Source organism: Streptomyces roseicoloratus, assembly GCF_004117935.1.
GTDB classification, from domain to species: Bacteria; Actinomycetota; Actinomycetes; order Streptomycetales; family Streptomycetaceae; genus Streptomyces; species Streptomyces roseicoloratus.
The window spans coordinates 31,667-55,595 of sequence record NZ_SDOY01000139.1 but is presented as its reverse complement, the minus strand read 5'-3'; the positions used below and the strand labels follow the sequence as shown (position 1 = coordinate 55,595).

Here is a 23,929-nt window from a genome sequence, read left to right as displayed (position 1 = left end):
AATGGCTGAGGTGGGCGGCCTGAGCGGCGGCCGGACGCCGAGCGGAACGTCCGCCGCACCCGGTTATCGTACGAGCGTTCGAAAATGGGTTAGGGTGAGACCGAGGGGGTGGGAACGTATGTACGATTTCGCTGTGGGAGGTGGGACGGCGCATGCCGGGGTTCACGCATCTGCACACCGCGTCGGGCTTCTCCCTGCGCCACGGCGCCTCGCACCCCGCCCGGCTGGCCGAGCGCGCCGTCGAGCGCGGCATGGACGCCCTCGCCCTGACCGACCGCGACACGGTCGCGGGCGTGGTCCGCTTCGCCAAGGCCTGCGAGCAGGCGGGCGTCCGTCCGCTCTTCGGCGTGGACCTCGCCTGTGAGCCCTTCCTGACCGCCGTCCCTCCGCACGGCGCCGGGCACGACGGAGCCCGGACGGGCGGCGCCGGGACGGGCCGGGCGGGTACGGGCGCGGGGGTCACCTCCGCGCGGCGCGCGCCCGTGCGCGGCGGCGCCTTCGTGGACGAGTCCGCACCCCGCGCCGTCTTCCTCGCCCGGTCCCGGGCCGGCTGGGCCGGGCTCTGCGCGCTCGTCACCGCCGCCCACGCCCACGCGGGGGAGGGGCCGCCCGTGCTGCCCTGGGCGGCCAACCAGGGCGAGGACCTCTTCGTCCTGCTCGGCCCGGGCTCCGACGTCGGCCGGGCCCTCGCCGCGGGCCGCCCCGACCGGGCCGCGCGGCTGCTCGTGCCCTGGCGCGAGCGGTACGGCGACGCCCTGTGCCTGGAGGTCGTGCACCACGGACGCTCCGGCACCGGCCCCGGCTCGCTGCGGCTCGCCGCCCGTACCGTCGGCTTCGCCGCCGAGCAGGGCGTCCGCCCCGTGCTCGCCAACGAGGTGCGGTACGCCGACCCTGGCCAGGGCCCGATCGCCGACGTCCTCGACGCGGCCCGCCGGCTCGTCCCGGTCGACCCGCGCGCCGGGCTCGACAGCGGCGAGGCCTGGCTCAAGGACGCCGCCGCCATGCTGGCCACGGCCGAGCGGGTGGTGGAGGCCGCGGGCTTCCGCCGGGACGCCGCGCACCGGCTCCTGGAGCGGACCGAGGCCGTCGCCGCGGCCTGCCTCGTCGACCCCCAGGACGACCTCGGCATGGGCTCCGCGCACTTCCCCGAGCCGTACCTGGTCGGCGCCGCCCACCGCACCGCCCAGCGCGTGCTGGCCTCCCGGGCCGCCGCCGGCATGGTCCTCAAGGGCTACGACCGGCGCCCCGACCGGCGCGTCTACTGGGACCGGATGCACCACGAGCTGGACATCATCGCCCACCACGGCTTCGCCAGCTACTTCCTGACGGTCGCCCAGGTCGTGGACGACGTACGGGACATGGGCATCCGGGTGGCCGCCCGCGGCTCCGGCGCCGGCTCCCTCGTCAACCACCTCCTCGGCATCGCCCACGCCGACCCGGTCGAGCACGGACTGCTGATGGAGCGCTTCCTGTCCAAGCGCCGCACCGCACTGCCCGACATCGACGTCGACGTGGAGTCCGCCCGCCGCATCGAGGTCTACCGGGCGATCCTCGACCGCTTCGGCGCCGAGCGGGTCGTCACCGTCGCCATGCCCGAGACCTACCGGGTCCGCCACGCGGTACGCGACGTCGGCGCCGCCCTGTCCATGGACCCGGCCGAGATCGACCGGATCGCCAAGGCCTTCCCGCACATCCGCGCCCGGGACGCCCGCGCCGCCCTCGGCGAACTGCCCGAACTGCGCGGGCTGAAGGCGGAGACGGAAGGACGCGAGCGCTTCTGGGAGCTGGTCGAGGCCCTCGACGCGCTGCCCCGCGGCATCGCCATGCACCCCTGCGGCGTGCTCCTCTCCGACGCCTCGCTGCTCGCCCGCACCCCCGTCGTGCCGACCAGCGGCGAGGGGCTGCCCATGTCGCAGTTCGACAAGGAGGACGTGGAGGACCTCGGCCTGCTCAAGCTCGACGTCCTCGGCGTACGGATGCAGTCGGCGATGGCGCACGCGGTCGCCGAGGTCGAACGGGCCACCGGCACCCGCCCGGACGTCGACGCGATCCCGCCCGGCGACCCCGACACGTACCGGCTGATCCGCTCCACCGAGACCCTCGGCTGCTTCCAGATCGAGTCGCCCGGCCAGCGCGACCTGGTGGGCCGGCTCCAGCCGGAGACCTTCCACGACCTGGTCGTGGACATCTCCCTCTTCCGCCCGGGACCGGTCGCCGCCGACATGGTCCGCCCGTTCATCGCCGCCCGGCACGGCCGCGCGCCGGTCCGCTACCCGCACCCCGACCTGGAGGACGCGCTGAAGGAGACGTACGGCGTCGTCGTCTTCCACGAGCAGATCATCGAGATCGTCTCCGTCATGACCGGCTGCGGCCGCGACGAGGCCGACCAGGTGCGCCGCGGCCTCTCCCACCCCGAGTCGCAGGGCAGGATCAGGAACTGGTTCGCCGAGCGGGCGCGGTCGAAGGGCTACGCGGACGAGGTCGTCGCCCGTACCTGGGAGATCGTCGAGGCCTTCGGCTCGTACGGCTTCTGCAAGGCGCACGCGGTGGCCTTCGCCGTGCCGACCTACCAGTCCGCCTGGCTCAAGGCGCACCACCCGGCCGCCTTCTACGCCGGGCTGCTCACCCACGACCCCGGCATGTACCCGAAGCGGCTGCTGCTCGCGGACGCCCGGCGGCGCGGGGTGCCCGTGCTGCCGCTCGACGTGAACCGGTCGGCGGCCGCCCATCGCATCGAACTGGTATCCGAAGAGCCTGGTGCGGCGCCGGTGTTCGGCCTCCGGCTCGGCCTCGCCGACGTGCACGGCATCAGCGAGGCCGAGAGCGCCCGCATCGAGGCCGGACAGCCCTACGCCTCGCTGCTCGACTTCTGGGAGCGGGCCCGCCCGCGCAAACCCGTCGCCGAACGGCTCGCCCAGGTCGGCGCGCTCGACGCCTTCGGCGCCAACCGCCGCGACCTGCTGCTGCACCTCACCGAACTCCACCGCACCCAGCGGGGCGCCGCCTCCTACGGCGGACAACTCCCGCTCGCCCAGGGCCGCAGGACGGCCCCCGTCGGCCTGCCCGACCTCGACGAGAGCGAACGGCTCAGCGCCGAACTCGGCATCCTCGGCATGGACGCCTCCCGCCACCTCATGGGCGACCACCAGGCCTTCCTGCGCGAACTCGGCGTGGTCTCCGCCCGCCGGCTGCGCTCGGCCGCCCACGGACAGACCGTCCTGGTCGCCGGCGCCAAGGCGGCCACCCAGACCCCGCCGATCCGCTCCGGCAAGCGGGTCATCTTCACCACCCTCGACGACGGCACCGGCCTGGTCGACCTCGCCTTCTTCGACGACTCCCACGAGCGCTGCGCCCACACCGTCTTCCACTCCTGGCTGCTGCTCGTCCGCGGCGTGGTGCAGCGGCGCGGCCCGCGCAGCCTCAGCGTGGTCGGCGCCGCCGCCTGGAACCTCGCCGAACTCGCCGAACTGCGGGAGAGCGGCGGCCTGGAGGCGGTGGGCGAACGGCTCTCCGAACAGCCGGGGCAGACCCCCGAGGGGACCGGCGACACCGGCAGGCGCATCACCCTGCCCACCGGCTACGAGATGAACCCCTGGGCCGACCTCCGGCCCGCCGGGGAAGGCGCCGCGACGCCGTCGCGGAAGCTGTGGCACAGCAGTCCGGGGAGCGCGGGATGATCCTTTGCGTACGGTTCCGACTGGAGCCCCTGGGGGAGGTGATGCTCCCTCGGCTGCTCGACCTGCTCGGCGAGTTCACCCCCGTCGTCGAAGCCGCCCCGCCCGCCGAGGCGCTCGCCGACGTGCGCGGCGCGCTGCGCTACTTCGGCTGGAGCCCGGTCGAACTCGCCTCCGTGATCCGGGTCAGGGCACTCGCCCTGTACGGGATCGACTGCGTCATCGGCGCGGGCCCCAACCCGATGCTGGCCCGGATGGCGGCCCGCGAGGCCAGGCCCGGCGCCACCGTGGTCGTCGAGGACCCGGCGGCCTTCCTGCGGGGCAAGCCGGTCGCCGCCCTCGACGGCGTGGGCCGCGCCACCGCCCGCACCCTCTGCGGCTACGGCCTCGACTCCGCCGGCCGGGTCGCGGACGCACCGCTCGCCGTGCTCCAGCGGCTGGTCGGCGCCAGGACCGGCCGCGAACTGTGGGAACGGGCCCGCGGCATCGACCGCACCCCGGTCGTCCCCGGCGAGGTCTCCCGCTCGCTCGCCGCCGAACGCTCCTTCCCGCACGACGAGCTGGACACCGCCGAACACCGCAGGGCGCTGCTCTCGCTCACCGGCGAACTGGGCGCCCGGATGCGCACGGAGGACCAGGTGTGCCGCTCCCTGACCGTGACCGTGCGCTACGCGGACCGCACCACGACGAGCCGCACCCGCACCCTGCGCGAACCCACCGCCCACTCGGCGGACCTCACCGCGCTCGCGTACGCGATCCACGCCTCCTTCGGCCTCCAGCGCGCCCGGGTCCGGGGCATCGCGCTGCGCGCCGAGGGCCTGGCCCCGGCCGAGGGCGCCGCCCACCAGCTCACCTTCGACCCGGCCGACGACAAGGCCCGCCGCATCGAGGAGGCGGCGGACCGGGCCCGCGCGAAGTACGGCCCGCGGGCGATCGTGCCGGGCTCCCTGGAGGCGTGAGCGACCCGGCTCCGGGCGGCGTGCGGGCGCACCGACGCCCGTACGGGACGGCGTGAGCACCGGTGGGGCGCGAGGGCGTGAGTGACACGTGAGGCGCGAGGGCACGCCTGAGGCGCTTTACACCACGGTGTACGGGACACGGGGACTTTTTACCGACGCGTAACTTCCCCCTGCGGCTACCCGTACGTAACTTGGCGGAAAGCGCACATCCCCACTTGTGGTCCGGACCGCAGGGCGTAGAGCACCCCTCATTCCCCTTGAGCCGCAAGGAGATCGCCCGATGCTGCCCAGGAAGCCCTGGAAGCGGGCCGTCAGAGCGCTGTCCGTACTGCTCCTGACCGCCGCCGCCACCCTCGCACCGACCGCCGCCGCCCAGGCCGCCACCACCCAGGCCACCGTCACCAGCCGTGGCTGGAACGACTTCACCTGCAAGCCGTCCGCCGCCCACCCCCGTCCGGTCGTCCTCGTCCACGGCACCTTCGGCAACTCCGTCGACAACTGGCTGGGCCTCGCGCCCTACCTCGTCAACCGGGGCTACTGCGTCTTCTCGCTCGACTACGGGCAGCTGCCCGGAGTGCCGTTCTTCAACGGCCTCGGCCCGATCGACAAGTCGGCGGGCCAGCTCGCCTCCTACGTCGACCGGGTCCTCGCCTCGACCGGGGCCGCCGAGGTCGACCTGGTCGGACACTCCCAGGGCGGCATGATGCCCCGCTACTACCTCAAGTTCCTCGGCGGCGCCGCCAAGGTGAACGCCCTCGTCGCCATCGCCCCCGACAACCACGGCACCACCCTCAACGGCCTCACCCGGCTCCTGCCGTACTTCCCCGGCGTCGAGGACCTGATCGGCACCCACACACCCGCGCTCGCCGACCAGATCGCCGGCTCGGCGTTCCTCACCAAGCTGAACGCGGGCGGCGACACCGTGCCCGGCGTCCGGTACACGGTGATCGCCACCAAGTACGACGAGGTCGTCACCCCGTACCAGTCGGGCTGGCTGTCCGGACCGAACGTCCGCAACGTCCTGCTCCAGGACCTCTGCGTGCTCGACCTGTCCGAGCACGTGGCGATCGGAACGCTGGACCGGGTCGTCTTCCACGAGGTGAACAACGCCCTCGACCCGGCCCGCGCGACCCCGACCACCTGCCTGTCGGTCGTGGGTTAGCCGCGCCCGCGCCCGCGCACGGTCAGCGGGACGCCCTGCGGCGGGCGGTCGCGAACAGCAGGCCCGCGCCCAGGGCGAGCACGGCGGCGCCGCCCGCCGCGAGGTACCCGGCGGAGACGTCGCCCCCGGTCTCGGCGAGTTCCTCGCCGGAACCGTGGGCGGCGGGCGCGGGAGCCGCGGCGCCCGGGGCGGTCGTGTCCGGGGCGGGGGCGGTGGCGGGGCCGGTGGTGGCGGGGGGCGTGGTGGCCGGGGCGGTGTGACCGCCGTGGTCACCGTGGTTGCCCAGGTTGTCCTGGTTGCCCTGGTCGCCGTGCCCGGGCCCGGACTGGGCGGGCTTCTCGGAGGGAACGCCCGGCGCCGGCGCCGGGGCGCCGCCTCCGTTGTCCTTCCCGAACACCACGTCCGAGCAGGTGTAGAAGGCCTCCGGGGAGTCGGAGCGCTGCCAGATCGAGTAGATCAGGTGACGGCCCGACTTCTTCGGCACGGTGCCGGTGAACACATAGGCGCCGTCCCGCATGCCGGGGTCGGTCGCCGTGGCGAACGGCTTCGCCTCCAGGTCCGACCACGCGAGCGGCTTCGACGGGTCGTAGCCGTCCTTCGTCACGTACAGCGCGAAGGTGCCCCTGTGCGGAGCGGTCGCCTTGTAGCGGAAGGTGTGCGCACCGGCGTTCATCGGAGTCGCCGGCCAGTCCGCGCGCGCCTGGTCGAACCCGCGGTACTTCTCCTTCCCGGCGCTGCACAGCCTGCCGTCCGGGATCAGTTCCCGGTGCCGGCCGGCCGCGTCCCCGATGTTCACCTCGTTCCAGTCGTAGAGCGCCTGGGTCCCGCCGGCCGCCACGGCCGCCTTGCACGCCGCCGAGTCCGGGCTCTCCGGCCCCTCCGCGTAGCAGCCCGCGACCCGGCTCACCGGATCGGTCATCGAGCCGTGCGCGAGCGCGCCGGGCGCGGCGGCGAGTCCGGACAGGACCAGCGCGGCGGCGGTGGCGGAGACTGCGGTGGTACGGCGTGAGGTCATGGGGGGACAACTCCTTCACGAGGGTGGGCCGGTGGGGGGACGCCCAGCAAACTAGCCCTCGGGATGCGCCGTTCCGGCCCTCCGGAGGCCCGGAAGCCGATCCTTATGGTCGCGTTAAGGAGCCTCTAAGCAGCACCACAGACACCGGCGCGCCGACCCGGCGCCGGGGTCGACGTGCCGCCGTGTACCCGCGGTGCGGCCACGAGGTCGCCCAGCGCCGCCGGACCGGCCCGTACGACCGCATTCCTGGCCGCAACGTGCTCAACTCGCCGCCGATAGAGTGAGTTTCGGACACGTCGAGGCCGGATTCGGTATCCCTGGCGGGCAGCATCCGCAGAATCCGCAGCATCCGTAACGACAGCGGCATTCGCCGCACCCCGAAGGGATCCCCGCTCATGCGTGCTCGCCTCGTCCTCGCAGGCGCCCTGCTGGCCACCGCCGCCGCCACCGCCCCGACCGCCCACGCCGGTGCGGGCGACGGCCTGTCCGTCACCCCGCGCGGGACCCTCGCCGAGGACGGCACGGTCACCCTCTCCGGGTCGTACCGCTGCCTGGACGACACCGCCGGTCCCGTCTTCGTCAGCTCCACGCTGGTCCAGGACGACCGCTCCGCCGGCATCGGCGGCACCCGGGCCGTCTGCGACGGCCGGGTCCACGCCTGGACCAACAGCGCCGTCGTGAAGGAGCCGGGCTACCGCCCGGGCGCGGCCCGGGTGGAGGCCACGCTGATGCAGCTCACCACCCAGGGCCCGCTGGGTCTGCCGCTGCCCGGCTTCCTCGCCGCCGAGGAGTCGGCCGTCACGCTCGGCTGAGCAGCCCGAGCAGTCCGTCCCGGCCCAGGGCGGCCAGTTCGTCGAGGGCGAGCACCGCGTTCCGGGCGGCCTCCGGGTCGGCGGCGGCCAGGCCGCTCGCCGCGAACTCGTCCTCGTCGAGCCGCAGCACCTCGCCGCCGTCCGCCGGCACCCACAGGTCCAGGTCCAGGTCCTCGACCACCACCTCCGCGGCGCCGACGGCGGCGGGCCGGGTCACGTCGCAGTACCAGCCCTTCGGCGTGCCGTCGCCGGAACGGACCTCCTTCACCGCGTACCACCGGTCGCGCCAGTAGTGCTCCGTGAAGACGTCGCCCGGCTCGAAGCGCACGAAGCCGAAGTCCCGTACCCCGTCGCCCGCCCACGGCGCGCGGACGGTGAGCCGGACGCCGTCGTCGGACACCCGCTCCGCCGGGTAGCGGATCTTCGTCCGGCCGGCCTTCACCAGGACGACCTCGACCGTGCCGGCGGGCTCAGCCGAGCTCGCGGACATACCGGGTCTCCTTCGCGCGGATCTCGTAGCCGAACCACGTGTTGATCGCCAGCATCGGGCCGTTCTCCGCGTCGTTCCCGGTGAACGCCTCCGTGCAGCCGGCCGCGCGGGCCCGGTGCAGCGAGTCGTTCTTCGCCAGCTTGGCGAGTCCCAGGCCCCGGTGACCCGGATGGGTGCCGGTCATCGCGGAGCCGTAGCGGCCCAGGCCGTCGGTGCGGGCCGCGCTGAACGCCACCGGACGTCCCCCGGCCACGGCCACCGTGGTGAGCTCCCGGTCGAGCAGCGGATGGTTCCAGACGGCCGCCAGCCAGTGCTCGTAGTCGTCCAGCTCGGTGGCCACGTCACCCGGCTCGTCGGCCGTGGTCAGCGCGTCCAGCTCGAACAGCGGCCGCGGGTCGGCGGCGAAGTCGGCCGCCGTGCGCAGTTCGACGCCCGCGGGCGGTGCCTGGAGCGGCGGCAGCTCGGTCGTGGCGAGGTCGAGCCGCAGGAAGTACGCCGAACGGCTCGGCCGGTAGCCGTGCTTCGCGGCGAACGCGCGGGACGAGGGCTGATCGAAGGCCCAGCCGTACAGCGTCGTCGCCCCCGCCTCCGCCAGGTGCTCCTCCGCCGTGCGCAGCAGGAGCGCGCCGGCGCCGCGCCGCGTGCGGTCGGGGTGGACGAAGACGTTGGCCTCGCCGATCCCCGGGACGGGGGACTCGTGGGCGAGGGAGACCTCCGCGGTGCCGACGGCCTCGCCGTCGATCTCGGCGATCAGCGGCCGGCTGCGGGCGCCGGGATGGGCGTGTGCCAGGTCGTGGGCCACCTGCGGGCCGGTCGCGAGCATGTAGGGCAGCGCGGCGCGCCGGACCCGGGCGAACGCCTCGGCGTCCTCGGGGACTCCGGGCCGTACATCACGGACGATCACAGTCATGTGACCGCACGCTAGGCGCGGTCCGCGTCCGGCCGCCTCCCCTTTTCCGGCGGGCCCGGTGCACAATCGGGCGGTGACGCTTCGAATCAGCGTGGATGCCCGTTCCACCACCGCTCCGTACGAACAACTGCGCGCCCAGATCTCGGAGAGTGCCCGCTCGGGCGAGCTGCCGGTCGGCTACAAGCTGCCGACGGTGCGGGGTCTCGCGGAGGACCTGGGGCTCGCGGCGAACACGGTCGCCAAGGCGTACAAGGCCCTGGAGTCGGACGGGGTGATCGAGACCAGGGGCCGCAACGGCACCTTCGTCGCCGCCGCTTCGGACGCCGCCTCCCGCCTCGCCGCCACGGCCGCCGCGGCCTACGCGACCGAGGCCCACCGGCTGGGCCTGAGCCGCGAGGAGGCCGAGGCGGCGGTGCGGGACGCGCTGCGGGCGGCGTACGACGACTGAACGGGCCGCCGCCGGCGCCTCCGCGGCGGCCGCGTCCTCACAGGTACAGCCCCTGGCTCGGCGTGCGCTGCTCCGGCATGCCCGGCGCGGGCGTCCCGCGGCGCAGGGCGAACAGTTCGGCGAGGGTGGCGCCGTCCCGTCCGACGCCCTCCTCGCGGCCGAGCCAGGTGACCGCCTCGGCGTGGCTGAGCGGACCCACCTCGATCCGGGCCAGGCAGCGGCCGGGCCGCACCACGGCGGGGTGGAGCCGTTCCAGGTCCTCGTTGGTGGTGACGGCGACGAGCACGTTGCGGCCCTGGCCGAGCAGGCCGTCGGTGAGGTTGAGCAGCCGGGAGAGCGCCTGGCCCGCCGCGTGCTTGGCCTCGCCGCGGATCAGCTCGTCGCAGTCCTCCAGGAGGAGCAGCCGCCAGCGGCCCTCCTCGGTCCCGTCGTCCTCGCCGATCGCGATGTCCATGAGGTAGCCGACGTCCCCGAAGAGCTGCTCGGGGTCGAGGACGCAGTCGACCTGGCACCAGTCGCGCCAGGAGCGGGCGAGGGTGCGCAGCGCTGAGGTCTTGCCGGTGCCGGGCGGGCCGTGGAGCAGCAGCAGCCTGCCGGTGATGTCGTCCGGGGTGAGGGCCATCAGCCGGTCCATCCGCTCGGCGGCCGGCGCGGTGTAGTTGGGGCGGACATCCTCCCAGGTGGCGGCGCCGATCTGGCGGGTGGTCCGGTCGGGGCCGCGTCGGGGCGACAGGTGCCAGAAGCCCATGGTGACGTTGTCCGGGCTCGGTTCCGGCTCCTCCACGGCGCCGTCGGTGGCCTCCTTGAGGACGCGCCTGGCGAGTTCGGGCTCGGTCGCGGTGACGGTGACGTGGGCGCCCCAGTTGAAGCGGGAGGCGAGCAGCGTCCAGCCCTCGCCCTCGGCGAGGACGGCTCCGCGGTCGCCGTCCTTCGCGGCGCGCAGGATCCGGGCGTCCGCGGGGAGCAGGGACGAGGACGGCTTGACCCGTTCCAGCCGGGCGCCGTGCGCGTAGGGCTGCGCGCCGTTGGTGAAGCGGCCGAGGAACAGGGCGTCGACGACGTCGGACGGCGAGTCGCCGTCGTCGAGGTTGAGTCGCAGGGGAAGGGTGTGGAGCGGATCGGGCAGTGCGTCCGGGGTGCCTGACATGCGGTCATGATCTGTCACTCGCGCGCTGCGCGCACCGGGTTTTGCGGCGGGCGGTCCGTCGGGTGACGGGCGAGGCCGAAGTGGCTTGATATCGACGGTTTGTGAAGGGGTGACGGGAGGCGTGCGACCCCAGTTTTGACATGAACACTTCCACCACGCCGGATCCGCTGCTACTACCTGGTAACGCAGAGATCCTGCTACAGGGAGGTTCCATGAAACTGTCCCGTTTTACGGCTTTCTCGTCCTCGCTGCTCCTCGGTGCCGTCCTCGCCCTCACCGGGGCCGGCGTCGCCGCCGCCGCGGAAACCGCCGCGGTGGACTACGTGGCCCTGGGCGACTCGTACTCCTCCGGTGTCGGCGCGGGGAGCTACGACAGCGCCAGCGGCGCCTGCAAGCGCTCCACCAAGGCCTATCCGGTCCTCTGGAAGAACGCCAACGCCCCCTCGTCCTTCGCCTTCACCGCTTGCTCGGGCGCCCGAACGGGTGATGTCACGGCCAATCAGCTCGGACCCCTCAACAGCGGCACCGACCTGGTCTCCCTCACCATCGGCGGCAACGACGCCGGTTTCGCCGACGTCATGACCACCTGCGTCCTGCAGTCCGAGTCGACCTGTATCAACCGAGTGAATCAGGCCAAGGCCTACGTCGACTCGACGCTGCCCGGCAAACTCGACTCGGTCTACACGGCCGTCAGAAACAAGGCCCCCAACGCCCGCGTCGTCGTCCTCGGCTACCCGCGCTTCTACCAGCTGGGCGGCAGCTGCATCGCCGGCCTCAGCGAGAACGAGCGCCGCGCCATCAACGGCGCCGCCGACTACCTCAACGCGGCCACCGCCAAGCGCGCCGCCAACCACGGCTTCACCTTCGCCAGCGTCGTACCCGCCTTCACCGGTCACGAGATCTGCTCGGGCTCGGCGTGGCTGCACAGCGTCAACTGGCTCAACATCGGCGAGTCGTACCACCCCACCGCGTCCGGCCAGTCCGGCGGCTACCTGCCGACGTTCAGGGCCGTGGCGTAACGGAACCTCCCGGCGCGCCGCCGGAGGCACCGGCCGGGGCTCCACCGGGGGAGGCGGTCCCGCCCGAAGGCGTCGCCGTCGTCGGCGGAGCCGACGGCGGGACCGTCTCCTCACAGGTCACCGAGAACTCCACCCAGTTCGACTGCCGCGCGACCGGCTCACGGACCTCGACCCGGATCCGGTCGCTCACCTGCGAGCCCGCCCCGTACCCCGCCTGGGTGCGGTTCAGCAGCTGTTCGGTGGGCCCGCCCTCCGCGAACTCCAGCGTCCGCCACTGCGCGTCCTGGACCTCGCCGCTCTCCGTCACCCAGCGGTACGACACGGTCGCCGGCGTCCGGTCCACCGTGACCGCCGCCGTGAACGACGGGGCCGCGTCCTCCGGCGGCGGGCACGCCCCGCTGTAGGAGTCGCGCACCGCCCGTACGTTCACCAGGACGGACACCGGCGGAGTCGTCGCCTCGCTCGGCGTGGCACTCGTGGTCTCCGCGGACGTCGTCGGCGCGGCCGTCGGCGCCGTCGTGGGCGCGCTCGTCGTGGTCGGCGGCACCGTGGGCGTCCCGTCCGCGTCGGTGTCCCGCAGCGCCGCGTACGTCAGCCCGCCCGCCACCAGCAGCAGCGCCGCGATCCCGGCGACGAGTCCCCAGCGCCCGCGCGGCCGGGACCCGGACCCGCCGCCCGCACCCGGTGCCGGCAGGGGAGCGGTCGCCCCCGGCCCCACCGGACCGCCGGGACCGCCCGGCGCGCCCGCGCCCATCGGACCGGCCGCACGGCTTCCGCCGCCGGTGCCGCGCGGCGGGACGGGCGCGTAGGGTCCCGCCCGCAGTGGCTCCGTACGCGGCGTGCCGCCCGCGCCGATCAGCCGCAGCTGTTCCTCCACGGCCGCCGCCGACGGCCGCTGCTCCGGGTCCTTGCGCAGCAGCCCCTCGATCACCGGTGCCAGCGGGCCCGCGTGCGCGGGCGGCGCGGGCTCCTCGTCCACCACCGTGCGCAGCGTGTCGAGCGCCGTCTCGCGGCGGAACGGCGAGACGCCCTCCACCGCCGCGTACAAGAGGATGCCCAGCGACCACAGGTCGGCCGCCGGGCCCGGCGTGCGGCCCAGGGCCCGCTCGGGCGCGAGGTACTCCGGCGAGCCGATCAGCTCACCGGTCATGGTGAGCGGCGAGACGCCCTCGACGGCGGCGATCCCGAAGTCGGTGAGCACCACCCGCCCGTCGTTGGCCAGCTGCACGTTGGCCGGCTTGACGTCCCGGTGCAGCACGCCCGCCTCGTGCGCGGCCCGCAGCGCCGCGCACACCTCGGCTCCGACGTGCGCCGCCCGCCGCGGCGGCAGCGGGCCCTCGGCCTCCAGGGTCTCGGCCAGCGTGAGCCCCGGGACCAGCTCCATCACGATCCACGGGCGGTCGTCGTCCAGGGCCACGTCGTAGACGGTGACGACGTTGCGATGGGTGATCCGGGCGGCGGACCTCGCCTCCCGCTCCAGCCGGGCGTGGAGGCGCTCGCGGTCGGCGGCCGGCAGCCCGGCTCCCGCCCGGACCTCCTTGACCGCCACCTCGCGTCCCAGGACCTCGTCCCGGGCGCGCCAGACGGTGCCCATCCCGCCTTCGCCGAGCACGTCGAGCAGCCGATAACGACCCGCGATGACCGTCATCACTCCACGGTAGCGGAGGGCTCCGGCTTTTGGTGGCGGAGATCACACCCGCTCACGGCCCCGTCGGCGGGGGCCGCGCGTGCAGGATGGTTCGTGACGGTTCGACAGGTGTTCGATCGCTGTCCAACTCACCCTGGAATCAGACGGATTCGGACAGTGATCGTCAACCCCCGTACACGAGCGGTGAATCCTGCGGCCGGAATACACGGGTGTCGTAGCGGGGCGATAGGGTTAACCTGCCCGGGCCGGGTGCCCTCGTACGGGTGGGGAGTGACATGGAACAGATAACGATGCGCAGCAGGCCGCGTGTGCCTGCCATCACCTGCGGGAGCAGCGCGACCAGTTCGCGGCTCGACCGCCATCTCGCGGTGCTCGGCGGTCCCGCCGTGCCGCAGCGCGAGGCGGCCGAGGCGACGCTGCTCATGCGGGAACTGACGACGCGTACGCGCGAGGTGCCGGTGCAGGGCCACCGCAGCCGCAGTGCGCGGGTCTCGCTCTTCGCCCCGCTGCGCCGACTGCGCCGCTCGCTCTTCGGCAACCACAGCTGACGGGCCGTCCGGGCCGGGCACCCGCGCACCCCGAGGCGCCGCTCCCGCCCGAACCCGCTCGGCCCGCGGCCCGTCCCTGACCGACCGCCGGACGTGTCCCCGCCCGTCCGGCGTCTTTCCCTACCCGCGCGACGCCCCCGCGACCGCGACCCGCACTCCGCGAGACAGGTGCCCGGCAAGGCCCGTACGCGCGAGACCCGGTGGACGCGCGGGCGGACGCGAGGAAGCCCGGCAGCGGCGAGGCCCTGCGCAGACGCGAGACCCCACGCAGACGCGAGACCCCGCGCAGACGCGAGGCCCCGGCGGACGCGGGGCCTCGCGGGCGTGCGGCTCCTCAGCCGCGGGCGTAGCGCCTGACGGCCGCCGGGGCGCACAGCGCGATCAGCGCCAGTGACCAGAGCAGCGCCCCCGCCACCGGGTGCGTCACGGGCCAGGCGCCGTCCGCCGGCACGGGTGCGTTGCCGAACAGGTCCCGTACGGCGGTCGTCACCGCGGAGATCGGATTCCACTCCGCGACCGTGCGCAGCCAGCCCGGCATCCCGTCGGTCGGGATGTAGGCGTTGGACAGCAGCGGCAGCATGAAGGTCGCGCTGCCCAGCTGCCCGGCGGCTTCCTCGCTTTCCGACGCGAGACCGAGCAGGATGCCCACCCAGGTCGCCGCGAAGCGGAAGAGCACCAGCAGTCCGAGGGCGCCCAGGGCCTCGACGGCCGTTCCCTCGATCCGCCAGCCCATCGCCAGGCCGACCAGCAGCACCGGGACCATGCCGACCGTGCTGGTGACCAGGTCGGCGAGCGCCTGCCCCAGCGGCACCGCGGCCCGGCTCACCGGCATCGTGCGCAGCCGGTCCGTGACACCGCGGTGGGTGTCCTGCGCGGCCTGGAACATCCCGGTCATGACGCCGTTCGCGGCCGTCGCCACCAGCATTCCCGGCACCAGGAAGGCGCGGTAGTCGGCGCCCGGCATGGCGAGCGCGCCACCGAACACGTAACCGAAGAAGAGCAGGAACACGATCGGCATGGTCTGGGTCATGACCGTGATCGCCGGGGCGTGCCGGATCCGCAGCAGATGACGGCCGAGGATCGCGGTGCCGTCGTGGACGAGGCTGCTCATGCGGCGAGCTCCTTGCGGTCGGTGAGGCGCAGGAACACCTCGTCGAGGGTGGGCGGGCGCAGCGAGGCGTCGAGGATCGGCACGCCCGCCGCGTCGATCTCCCGGACGAGCCGGGGCAGGGTCAGCGTCGGATCGGTGGTGACCGCGCCGACCGTGCGGCGCTCGGCGTCCAGGGCCGGCAGCGAGCCGGTGAGCCGGTCGAGCACGGCCGCGGCCGCCTCCAGCCGCGCGGGCTCGGCGACCACCACCTCGGCGTAGCTGCCGATCCGCGCCTTGAGTTCGGCCGGCGTGCCCCGGTGGGCGGCGCGGCCCCCGTCGACGAGGACGACCTCGTCGGCGAGCCGGTCGGCCTCCTCCAGGTACTGCGTGGTGAGCAGCACGGTCGTGCCCTGGGACGCCAACCCCCGTACGGCGTCCCAGATCCCGTTCCGGCTGTGCGGGTCGAGTCCGGTGGTCGGCTCGTCGAGGAACAGCACGCTCGGCGGGACGATCAGGCTCGCGGCCAGGTCGAGGCGCCGCCGCATGCCGCCGGAGTAGGTGCGGGCGGGGCGGCCGGCGGCCTCGGCGAGGCCGAAGCGCTCGAGCAGCTCGTCGGCGCGGGAACGCGGGGCGCGCAGCAGCCCGGCGAAGAGCCGCAGGTTCTCGGCGCCGGTGAGGTCGCCGTCGACGGAGGCGTACTGGCCCGTGACCGCGATCCGCTCACGGACGCCGGCCGGGTCGCGGACCACGTCCCGCCCGGCGACCCGGGCGCTGCCGGAGTCGGGCGAGGTGAGCGTGGTGAGGACCCGGACCGCCGTGGTCTTCCCCGCGCCGTTGGGCCCGAGCACCCCGCAGACGGTGCCTTCGGGCACGGCGAGGTCGAGCCCGCTCAGCGCGTGGACGTCGCCGTAGCGCTTGCACAGGCCCTCACTAAGTACAGCGTACGTAGTTGTTGTCATGCGGCGACCCTAGCGCATTACGTACGGTGTACGTAAGCGGGTGGGCGGTGCGGGCGTCACTACGATGAGCGGCGAGGTGATGAGTGATGACAGGCCGAGCGGCCCGACCCGAAGTGATCTGGGCGCGCCCCGAGCGCACCGGCCGCGGCCCGAAACCGGCCTACAGCCGGGACGACGTCACGGACGCCGCCGTCCGCATCGCCGACGCCGACGGCATCGACGCGGTCTCCATGCGGCGCGTCGCCGCCGAACTCGGCTGCGGCACCATGTCGCTCTACAACTACGTGCCGCGCAAGGAGGACCTGTACGAGCTGATGGTCGACCGGGTCAGCGGCGAGTACGCGCTCGACGGGCCCAGCGGCGACTGGCGCGCCGACATGACGGCCGTCGCCCGCGACGCCCGCGGCATCCTGCGCCGCCACCCGTGGGTGATCCGGCTGATGACCACCGGGTACGCCTTCGGACCGCACGCCCTCCGGTTCCTCGAGCACTGCATGACCTGCCTGGACGGGCTCGACCTGCCCGGCGGCACCAAGATGGAGCTGATCGCCACGGTCAACGGCACCGTGATGACGATCGTGGCCAACGAACTCGCCCTCGCCGAGCGTGCCCGCTCCCTGCCGTGGTCCGAGGAGGAGGAACAGGCCGTCCGCCAGGCCTATCTGGCGAGCCGTCTCGCCACCGGCGACTATCCGCACCTGACCGCGGTCTTGACCGGCGCGGTCCCGCCGCCCGACGCGGAGGAGGTCTTCACCCGGACCCTGGACCGGGTCCTGAACTCGTTCGTGAAGGACTGACCGGGAGCGGGCGCGGCGGGGCGGGCGGGCTCCGCCGCGGGTGCGGGAGGCGGGCCGCACCCCGTCACAGCAGGGCGAACTGGCCCTCCGGGCCCTCCTCCTGGTGGTCGAACACGGACGCCGGGCGACGCGCCCCGTCCGGCACCGGCAGCACCCCGGCCGCCCGCAGCGCCGTCCTGGTCACCCCGTCCGCCACCGCACGCGCGGCGGGCGCCGCGCGCTCCGGCTCGCGGCCGGCGAGCAGGGCCAGGACCGTGACGAGCTCCAGCAGCTCCGAGGTCCACTCCTGCGGCCACGCGGCGGGACCGATCGCCTCCAGGCTCCCCGGCTCGGCCGGCGCCGTCCGGTGCGCGAACCACTGCTCGAGCATCCGCACCCCGCCGACCTCGAACTCCCACGCCTCGGCCGGCACGGGGGAGATCCGGCCCTCGCCCAGGGACAGCACCTCCTCCACCGGGTCGTACGCGAGCCCGGACGGCCGGGCCGGCAGCGCCGCCCGTACGTAGGGCCTGCGCCCGCCCGGAAGCCGCGGCCGCGCCCCGCCGCGGGCCCCGCGCACCTGCACCTCGACCAGCTCCCGGCCGAGCGCCACGCCCGCCGCCCACACCTCCGGGTCCGCGGGCAGCGGCACCCGGCAGCCGGCGGCGGAGGGCAGCGCCGCCGCCACGGCCCACGCGAACACGTCGGCCGCGGTCACCTCGCCGCCGTAGCACTCGCCGAGGAACTCCCGCAGCCCCGGTGCCAGGTTGGGCTCCAGGCCGCCGGGACGGCGGAAGAGCGGCCGGATCCGGCCGGGACGGCCCGCGGGGGAGCGGCCGCCGGGCAGGACGGCGCTCACCAGCAGCGCGGGACCCGCCGCGCCCGGCACGCGACCCTGCTCGACGGCGAACAGCTGGTGCCCGTCGGCCACCCGCCAGAGCTCGGGCCGCGCCGTGTCGATCAGCCGGTGGTCGGGCAGCAGCCACTGCTCGTCGAACGGCCCGTGCGCGAACCGCACCGGCTCGGGACAGGGGCCCGGCTCCCGCGACAGCCGCACCGTCCCGGTCCGCTGCCCGGGCAGCGCGGCCACCGAACTCTCCGGCGTCCGCGCCCGGCTCGGCCGGAACAGCGCCTCGCGCTCCGCGCCCTCGGCAGCCGCGAGCCGCGCCCAGCGGGCCCGCAGCGTCCGTGGATCCGGCGCGACGATCCAGGCACGCCCGAGCCGCAACGGCGCCACGGACCACGGCATGAGGTCGTCGAGCAGGGGCAGGTCCACCAGCGCCGCGTCTTCCGTCACGCCCCGCATGCTAACGAGGGCCCTCCGTGCGCTCCACGGGTCCGCTTCGGGTCCGGTCCACGGGTCCGCTTCGGGTCGGCTTCACGGGTCTGCTTCGGGTCCGGTCCACGGGTCCGCTTCACGGGTCCGGTCCACGGGTCCGGTCCACGGGTCCGGTCCACGGGTCCGCTTCACGGGTCCGGTCCACGGGTCCGCTTCACGGGTCCGGTCCACGGGTCCGCTTCACTGGTCCGCTTCACGGGTCCGTGGGCGTCGTGGCGCCCTTCCTCGGCCCGACCGGCCTCTACTGCGCCTCCACCGTCACCGTGAAGGAGAAGCGGTCGCCCCGGTAGCGGATGCGGGCCACGTCGACGACCCGGCCGTCCTCGTCGTACGTCACGCCCGTGTAGTGGAGGATCGGCGAGAGCAGCGGGACCTGGAGGAGGTGGGCGGTCTCCGGGTCCGCGAGGCGGGCCTCGACGGTGTCGGTGATCCGGCTGATCCGGACGCCGACGACGTCACGGAGCACCTTCGTCATCGGCCAGCGCTCCAGATCCGCCGGGTCGATGCCCGCGCCGATCTCCGGCAGCACCGCGTTCTCCGCCCAGTTCGTGGGCTCGCCGCTCTCGCCGTCCGCGCGGAGGCGGCGGAAGACCGCCACCTCCGGGGTGCCGGGGAAGTGCTCGGCGAGCTCGCCGGGGACCGGCTCGGTGCCGTGGCCGAGCACGGTGGTCCGCTCGCCGGACTGCTGGGCCACGATCGCGTCGATCGAGCCGAGCAGCCGGCGTGGACTCGAGCGCCGGGCGCCCGGTTCGATGAAGGTGCCGCGCCGCCGGTGCCTGCTGATCAGGCCCTCCTCCTCCAGCTCCTTGAGGGCCTGGCGCATGGTGAGCACGCTCACCCCGTAGTGCGCCGCGAGCTGCTCCTCGGTGGGCAGCCGCAGCGAGGCGTCGGGGGTGCGGCCCAGTATGGAGGCGCGCAGCGACTGCGAGACCTGGTACCAGAGCGGAAGCTTCCGGTTCAGGACCAGCGAGTCGGGAGCGAAGGCGGTCACGGTTCTCTCCGTACGGCGACTACGGGACACCCGGCCGGATGCTACGGGTGTTCACGGTCGGAAGTGGCGCTCCAGACCCTGCCACACGTCGTCGTAACCGCGCTGCAGGTGGTCGGCACCGGCTGCCTGGGAGGTGGCGGTGATCGGCCAGCGCGTCTCGAACATGAAGGCGAGGCCGTCGTCGATCTTCTGCGGCTTCAGCTCGGCGGCGCTGGCCTTGTCGAAGGTGTCCCGGTCAGGGCCGTGCGCGGACATCATGTTGTGCAGCGAGCCGCCGCCCGGCACGAAGCCCTCCGCCTTCGCGTCGTACGCGCCCTCGATCAGGCCCATGTACTCGCTCATCACGTTGCGGTGGAAGTACGGCGGCCGGAACGTGTCCTCGCCGACCAGCCAGCGCGGCGCGAAGACGACGAAGTCGACGCCCGCGAGACCGGGGGTGTCGGACGGCGACGTCAGCACCGTGAAGATCGACGGGTCCGGGTGGTCGTACGAGATCGTCCCGATGACGTTGAAACGGCGCAGGTCGTAGACGTACGGGGTGTGGTTGCCGTGCCAGGCGACGACGTCCAGCGGCGAGTGGGTGTACGTCGCCGACCACAGGTTGCCGCAGTACTTGTTGACCACCTCGACCGGGCCGTCGGTGTCCTCGTACGCGGCGACCGGCGCCCGGAAGTCGCGGGCGTTGGCCAGGCCGTTGGCACCGATCGGGCCGAGGTCGGGCAGCTGGAACGGGGCGCCGTAGTTCTCGCAGACGTAGCCGCGGGCCGTCTCGTCGAGGAGCTCGACCCGGAACCGGACGCCGCGCGGGATCAGGGCGACCTCGCCGGGCCGGGCCGCGAGGTTGCCCAGCTCGGTGCGCAGCAGCAGACCGCCGTGCTCGGGGACGATCAGCAGCTCGCCGTCGGCGTCGCTGAAGACCCGCTCCATCGGCGCGTTCGCGTGGTAGAGGTGCACGGCCATGCCGGCCCGCTGGGTCGCGTCGCCGTTGCCGCCGAGCGTCCACAGGCCCGCCAGCCAGTCCGTACCCGGTGCCGGGTCGGGCAGCGGGTTCCAGCGCAGCCGGTTGGGGTCCGGCGCCGCCTCGGTGAAGGGCGCGGAACGCACCGCGCCGTTGTCGATCCGGGTGAACGGCGGATGCGCGGCCGAGGGCCGGATCCGGTACAGCCACGAGCGCCGGTTGTGCGCCCGGGGCTCGGTGAACGCGCTCCCGCTCAGCTGCTCCGCGTACAGCCCGAGCGGCGCCCGCTGCGGCGAGTTCCGGCCCTCCGGGAGGGCGCCGGGGACGGCCTCGGAGCTGTGCTCGTTGCCGAAACCCGTGCTGTAGGTCAGCGCTGCGGCGGTCTTCCTGGCCTGTTCCGCGTTGCTCTCCGCGCTCATCGCGTGCTCCTGTCCTGACGCTCACAACAATCCTATGCATGACCGTAGGATTCCGCTCCCGCTCGCGTCAACGGGGACTTTCCGGGTCCTTCCCGCCCTCCTGGCCCTTCTCCGGACGCGCGCCGGGCCCCTTGGACGCGCCGCGGGGGCGACGGGTTCCTGAACGAGGGGTCAAAAACGACGGATGCCGTCCGCCCTCACCCGCGCGCGGTCCGGAGCGGCATGATGGTCCCCGTGCCCCAGCCCACCCGGAAACCCGCCTCGCCCGCCGCGGGCCCGGCGCCGGCGCTGCGCCGCGCCCCCGTCCAGCAGCGCAGCGCCGAACGCCTCGCCCGCATCCTCGACGCCTGCGCCGAACTCCTCGACGAGACCGGCTACGAGCAGCTGAGCACCCGGGCCGTCGCGGTCCGGGCCGGTGTCCCGATCGGCTCCGTCTACCGCTTCTTCGGCAACAAGCGGGCCATGGCCGCCGCCCTCGCACACCGCAACCTCGACAGCTACGCCACCCGCATCACCGCCGGGCTCGCCGAACTGCCGGACGGCGACGCCCTCGCCGTCATCGACACCGTCCTCGACGCGTACATCGGGATGAAGCGGACCGTGCCCGGATTCGGACTGGTCGACTTCGGGATCCCGGCCGCGGCGCCCGGCGAAGCGGCCGGGGACGAGGACCCCAACCTCCGTGTCGCCGACCGGATCTGCGGACTGATCGCCGCGGCGCTCGGCCGCCCCGTCGACGAGACCCTGTCGCGCAAGGTCCTCGTCTGCGTCGAGGCCACCGACGCCCTGCTCCGGCTCGCCTTCCGCACCGACCCGGCCGGCGATCCCGCCCTCGTCGCCGAGGCCCGCGCGCTGCTCCACGCGTATCTCGGCCCGGTCCTCGCCTGACGGGCGGACGCCGGAGTCCCTGTCGCCTGTTGCCTGTTGCCTGTCGCCTGTCGCCTGTCGCCTGTCGCCTGTCGCCTGTCGCCTGTCGTTGGATGCCCGATGCCCGATGCCCGATGCCCGATGCCCGATGCCCGTGCCCGATGCCTGGGGTCTGACGCCCGGCGCCTCCGCCCCCGGCGGCCTGTCGGTCCGGTCCCGAGCGGTGCGCCGCGGGGTCTGTCGGGCGTCCCTACTGGTCGGTATGCTCGCGCTTGCCCGCGCGTCACCGTCGTCGCCGCCGCCCCAGGGAGACCACCATGTCCACCGCCCTGCGCATCTGTCCCCTGTGCGAAGCGACCTGCGGGCTGACCCTCACGCTCGACGGCGACCGGGTCACCGGTGCGCGCGGCGACCGGGACGACGTCTTCAGCCAGGGCTTCGTCTGCCCGAAGGGAGCCTCGTTCCCCGCCATCGACGCCGACCCCGACCGGCTCACCCGGCCGCTCGTCCGCGAGAACGGAACCCTCCGCGAGGCCGACTGGGCCGAGGCGTTCGACGTCGTCGCCGCCCGGATCCGCCCGCTGGTCGAGGAACACGGGCCGCACGCCGTCGGCATCGTCCTCGGCAACCCCAACGCCCACACCGTCGCCGGCGCCCTCTATCCGCCGCTCCTTGTCGGCGCCCTGCGCAGCCGCAGCCTCTTCACCGCCTCCACGCTGGACCAGATGCCCAAGCACGTCTCCAGCGGACTGCTCTTCGGCGACGCCTTCGCCATCGCCGTGCCCGATCTCGACCGCACCGACCACCTCCTGATGCTCGGCGCCAACCCGCTGGACTCCAACGGCAGTCTGTGCACCGCACCCGACTTCCCGGGCCGGCTCAAGGCGCTGCGCCGCCGTGGCGGCACCCTCACCGTCGTCGACCCGCGGCGCACCCGCACCGCCCGGCTCGCCGACCGCCACCTCGCCATCCGCCCCGGCGCCGACGCGCTCTTCCTCGCGGCCCTCGTCCACACCCTCTTCGCCGAGGGCCTCACGGACCCGGGTGCGCTCGCCGACCACGTCGAAGGCATCGACGACGTCCGGGACGCCGTACGGGAGTTCAGCCCCGAGGCGGTGGCCGCCGCGTGCGACCTCGACGCGGACGCCATCCGTACCACCGCCCGCGAACTCGCCGCCGCACCCACCGCCGCCGTGTACGGGCGGATGGGCGCGTCCACCGTCGCGTACGGCACGCTCGGGAACTGGCTCGTCGACGTCCTCAACGTCCTCACCGGCAACCTCGACCGGCCCGGCGGCGCCCTCTTCCCGCTGTCCGCGACCGCTCCCGCGCCCCGGCCCGCCGGCCCCGGCAAGGGTTTCGCGCTCGGTCGCTGGACCAGCCGGGTCTCCGGCCGGCCCGAGGCCAAGGGCGAACTGCCGCTGGCTGCCCTCGCCGAGGAGATCGACACACCGGGGGAGGGGCGGATCCGGGCGGTGATCAGCGTCGCCGCCAACCCCGTCCTGTCCGCGCCCGACGGCCGCCGCCTCGACGCCGCCCTGGAGTCCCTCGACTTCATGGTCGCCGTCGACCCGTACCTCAACGAGACGACCCGGCACGCCGACGTCCTGCTGCCCCCGCCGCCGCCCTCGCAGAGTGCGCACTTCGACTTCGCCTTCAACCAGTTCGCCGTACGCAACCAGGTCCGGTACACGCCGGCCGCCCTGCCGCTCGCCGACGGCCGCATGGACGAGTGCGAGATCCACGCCCGGCTGATCCTCGCCGTCTCGGGGATGCACGGTGCCCCGCCGTCCGCCGTGGACGACCTGGCCGTCGACACCATGCTCGCCAAGGCCGTCGCACAGGAGCACTCGCCCGTGTACGGAGAGGACCCCAAGGAAGTGGCCGCGCGTCTCGCCGGAGCCACCGGGCCCGAGCGGCGCCTCGACCTGATGCTGCGCCTCGGCCCGTACGCACGCTCCCACGGGCTCACCCTCGACGTGCTGCGCGCCGCTCCGCACGGCATCGACCTCGGGCCGCTCCGGCCGCGGCTGCCCGGACTGCTGAAGACCCGCAGCGGCCGGATCGAGCTGTTGCCCGCGCCGATCGCCGCCGACCTGCCGAGGCTGCGCGCGGCCCTCGACGCGGACGCCGACGCGGATGCCGTCGCGGACGCCGTCGCGGACGCCGTCGCGGACGCCGTCGCGGACGCCGATGCCGAGCCCCGTGCCGGATCCCACGGCGCGTCCGGCACCCTTCGGCTCGTCGGCCGGCGCCACCTGCGCTCCAACAACAGCTGGCTGCACAACATCCCGGCGCTGACCGGCGGTTCGAACCGCTGCACCCTCCAGGTCCATCCGGACGACGCGGCCAGGCTCGGGCTCACGGCCGGTGCCCCCGCGCTCGTCAGGGGCGAGGGCGGCGAGCTGGAGGCCGAGGTGGAGATCACCGACGCCGTGCGCCCCGGTGTGGTGAGCCTGCCGCACGGCTGGGGCCACGACCGTCCCGGCACCCGGCTCGGCGTCGCCGCGGGCGACCCCGGAGTCAACGTCAACCAGCTGCTCGACGGCTCGCGGCTCGACCCCCTGTCGGGCACCGCCGTCCTCAACGGCTTCCCCGTGCGGGTCGGCCCCGTTCCGTCGCCCACACCGTGACCTGGCCGTCACCCATGCTGTGACCTGGGGTTTTGCTCGTATTGCTCACGCGTCGACGTCTTGTT

At 74.2% G+C, this 23,929-nt stretch carries 20 protein-coding genes; 10 read left to right on the top strand and 10 right to left on the bottom strand.

Features of this window, described 5'->3' with window-relative positions; genetic code table 11:
• Positions 1-152 precede the first annotated feature (152 nt).
• The 3 genes from ESG85_RS21775 (at position 153) to ESG85_RS21765 (ending at position 5,795) form a co-directional block, all read left to right on the top strand.
• Positions 153-3,677, top strand: coding sequence for a DNA polymerase III subunit alpha (locus ESG85_RS21775; protein ID WP_128981803.1), 3,525 nt, complete (start codon positions 153-155; stop codon positions 3,675-3,677).
• On the top strand, positions 3,674-4,633 hold the full coding sequence (locus tag ESG85_RS21770) for a DNA polymerase Y family protein (protein ID WP_128981801.1): 960 nt from the start codon (positions 3,674-3,676) through the stop codon (positions 4,631-4,633). Before ESG85_RS21775 ends, ESG85_RS21770 begins: the two co-directional genes overlap by 4 nt.
• A gap of 280 nt (positions 4,634-4,913) precedes the next feature.
• On the top strand, positions 4,914-5,795 hold the full coding sequence (locus ESG85_RS21765; RefSeq protein WP_128981800.1) for an esterase/lipase family protein: 882 nt from the start codon (positions 4,914-4,916) through the stop codon (positions 5,793-5,795).
• Between the two features lie 22 nt (positions 5,796-5,817).
• On the opposite strand, the gene ESG85_RS21760 is transcribed toward ESG85_RS21765, so the two are convergent.
• The gene (locus tag ESG85_RS21760; protein WP_128981798.1) at positions 5,818-6,810 is read right to left on the bottom strand and encodes a lytic polysaccharide monooxygenase auxiliary activity family 9 protein; all 993 of its coding nucleotides are present in this window, start codon (positions 6,808-6,810) and stop codon (positions 5,818-5,820) included.
• 395 nt (positions 6,811-7,205) lie between these two features.
• On the opposite strand from ESG85_RS21760, the gene ESG85_RS21755 reads away from it, so the two are divergent.
• Positions 7,206-7,622, top strand: coding sequence for a DUF6299 family protein (locus ESG85_RS21755; RefSeq protein ID WP_128981796.1), 417 nt, complete (start codon positions 7,206-7,208; stop codon positions 7,620-7,622).
• Here ESG85_RS21755 and ESG85_RS21750 read toward each other — a convergent pair.
• The gene (locus ESG85_RS21750) at positions 7,609-8,112 is read right to left on the bottom strand and encodes a ribonuclease FAU-1 family protein (RefSeq protein WP_128981794.1); all 504 of its coding nucleotides are present in this window, start codon (positions 8,110-8,112) and stop codon (positions 7,609-7,611) included. The genes ESG85_RS21755 and ESG85_RS21750 overlap by 14 nt on opposite strands.
• Positions 8,093-9,022, bottom strand: a complete 930-nt coding sequence (locus tag ESG85_RS21745) for a GNAT family N-acetyltransferase (RefSeq protein ID WP_128981792.1) — start codon at positions 9,020-9,022, stop codon at positions 8,093-8,095. The genes ESG85_RS21750 and ESG85_RS21745 overlap by 20 nt, the downstream gene beginning before the upstream one ends.
• 73 nt (positions 9,023-9,095) lie before the next feature.
• Here ESG85_RS21745 and ESG85_RS21740 point away from each other — a divergent pair, with 73 nt between their 5' ends.
• Positions 9,096-9,470 carry a GntR family transcriptional regulator gene (locus tag ESG85_RS21740; RefSeq protein WP_128981790.1) on the top strand — a complete coding sequence of 125 codons (375 nt, stop codon included), beginning with the start codon at positions 9,096-9,098 and terminating at the stop codon, positions 9,468-9,470.
• 37 nt (positions 9,471-9,507) lie between these two features.
• Here ESG85_RS21740 and ESG85_RS21735 read toward each other — a convergent pair whose 3' ends face one another.
• Positions 9,508-10,617, bottom strand: coding sequence for a DUF5925 domain-containing protein (locus tag ESG85_RS21735; protein ID WP_128981788.1), 1,110 nt, complete (start codon positions 10,615-10,617; stop codon positions 9,508-9,510).
• Between the two features lie 212 nt (positions 10,618-10,829).
• On the opposite strand from ESG85_RS21735, the gene ESG85_RS21730 reads away from it, so the two are divergent.
• Positions 10,830-11,636: an SGNH/GDSL hydrolase family protein gene (locus ESG85_RS21730; protein ID WP_128981786.1), complete on the top strand. Its 807-nt coding sequence runs from the start codon at positions 10,830-10,832 to the stop codon at positions 11,634-11,636.
• Here ESG85_RS21730 and ESG85_RS21725 read toward each other — a convergent pair.
• Positions 11,620-13,284: a serine/threonine-protein kinase gene (locus ESG85_RS21725; RefSeq protein ID WP_128981784.1), complete on the bottom strand. Its 1,665-nt coding sequence runs from the start codon at positions 13,282-13,284 to the stop codon at positions 11,620-11,622. The genes ESG85_RS21730 and ESG85_RS21725 overlap by 17 nt on opposite strands.
• A 275-nt stretch (positions 13,285-13,559) precedes the next feature.
• On the opposite strand from ESG85_RS21725, the gene ESG85_RS21720 reads away from it, so the two are divergent.
• Complete coding sequence (locus tag ESG85_RS21720; RefSeq protein ID WP_128981782.1) at positions 13,560-13,832, top strand: hypothetical protein; 273 nt, start codon at positions 13,560-13,562, stop codon at positions 13,830-13,832.
• A 334-nt stretch (positions 13,833-14,166) separates the two neighbouring features.
• On the opposite strand, the gene ESG85_RS21715 is transcribed toward ESG85_RS21720, so the two are convergent.
• Complete coding sequence (locus ESG85_RS21715; protein ID WP_128981780.1) at positions 14,167-14,943, bottom strand: ABC transporter permease; 777 nt, start codon at positions 14,941-14,943, stop codon at positions 14,167-14,169.
• On the bottom strand, positions 14,940-15,881 hold the full coding sequence (locus ESG85_RS21710; protein WP_128981778.1) for an ATP-binding cassette domain-containing protein: 942 nt from the start codon (positions 15,879-15,881) through the stop codon (positions 14,940-14,942). The genes ESG85_RS21715 and ESG85_RS21710 overlap by 4 nt, the downstream gene beginning before the upstream one ends.
• Positions 15,882-15,967: 86 nt before the next feature.
• On the opposite strand from ESG85_RS21710, the gene ESG85_RS21705 reads away from it, so the two are divergent.
• Positions 15,968-16,678 (top strand): TetR/AcrR family transcriptional regulator, encoded by a 711-nt coding sequence (locus ESG85_RS21705; protein ID WP_128981776.1) that lies wholly within the window; start codon positions 15,968-15,970, stop codon positions 16,676-16,678.
• Between the two features lie 64 nt (positions 16,679-16,742).
• Here ESG85_RS21705 and ESG85_RS21700 read toward each other — a convergent pair whose 3' ends face one another.
• From ESG85_RS21700 to hmgA, 3 genes are all read right to left on the bottom strand, one after another.
• Entirely contained in the window at positions 16,743-17,963 is a 1,221-nt protein-coding gene (locus ESG85_RS21700; protein WP_128981774.1) for a type ISP restriction/modification enzyme, read from the bottom strand.
• A 274-nt stretch (positions 17,964-18,237) separates the two neighbouring features.
• Complete coding sequence (locus ESG85_RS21695; protein ID WP_128981772.1) at positions 18,238-18,987, bottom strand: GntR family transcriptional regulator; 750 nt, start codon at positions 18,985-18,987, stop codon at positions 18,238-18,240.
• 51 nt (positions 18,988-19,038) lie between these two features.
• Positions 19,039-20,364 (bottom strand): homogentisate 1,2-dioxygenase, encoded by a 1,326-nt coding sequence (gene hmgA, locus ESG85_RS21690; protein ID WP_128981770.1) that lies wholly within the window; start codon positions 20,362-20,364, stop codon positions 19,039-19,041.
• 225 nt (positions 20,365-20,589) lie between these two features.
• Between hmgA and ESG85_RS21685 the strand changes: the two genes are divergently transcribed.
• Both ESG85_RS21685 and ESG85_RS21680 read left to right on the top strand, forming a co-directional pair.
• Positions 20,590-21,252 carry a TetR/AcrR family transcriptional regulator gene (locus tag ESG85_RS21685; RefSeq protein WP_128981835.1) on the top strand — a complete coding sequence of 221 codons (663 nt, stop codon included), beginning with the start codon at positions 20,590-20,592 and terminating at the stop codon, positions 21,250-21,252.
• Between the two features lie 296 nt (positions 21,253-21,548).
• A complete protein-coding gene (locus ESG85_RS21680) occupies positions 21,549-23,864 on the top strand; it encodes a molybdopterin oxidoreductase family protein (protein ID WP_128981768.1) in 2,316 nt (771 codons plus the stop codon).
• The last annotated feature ends 65 nt before the right edge of the window (positions 23,865-23,929 follow it).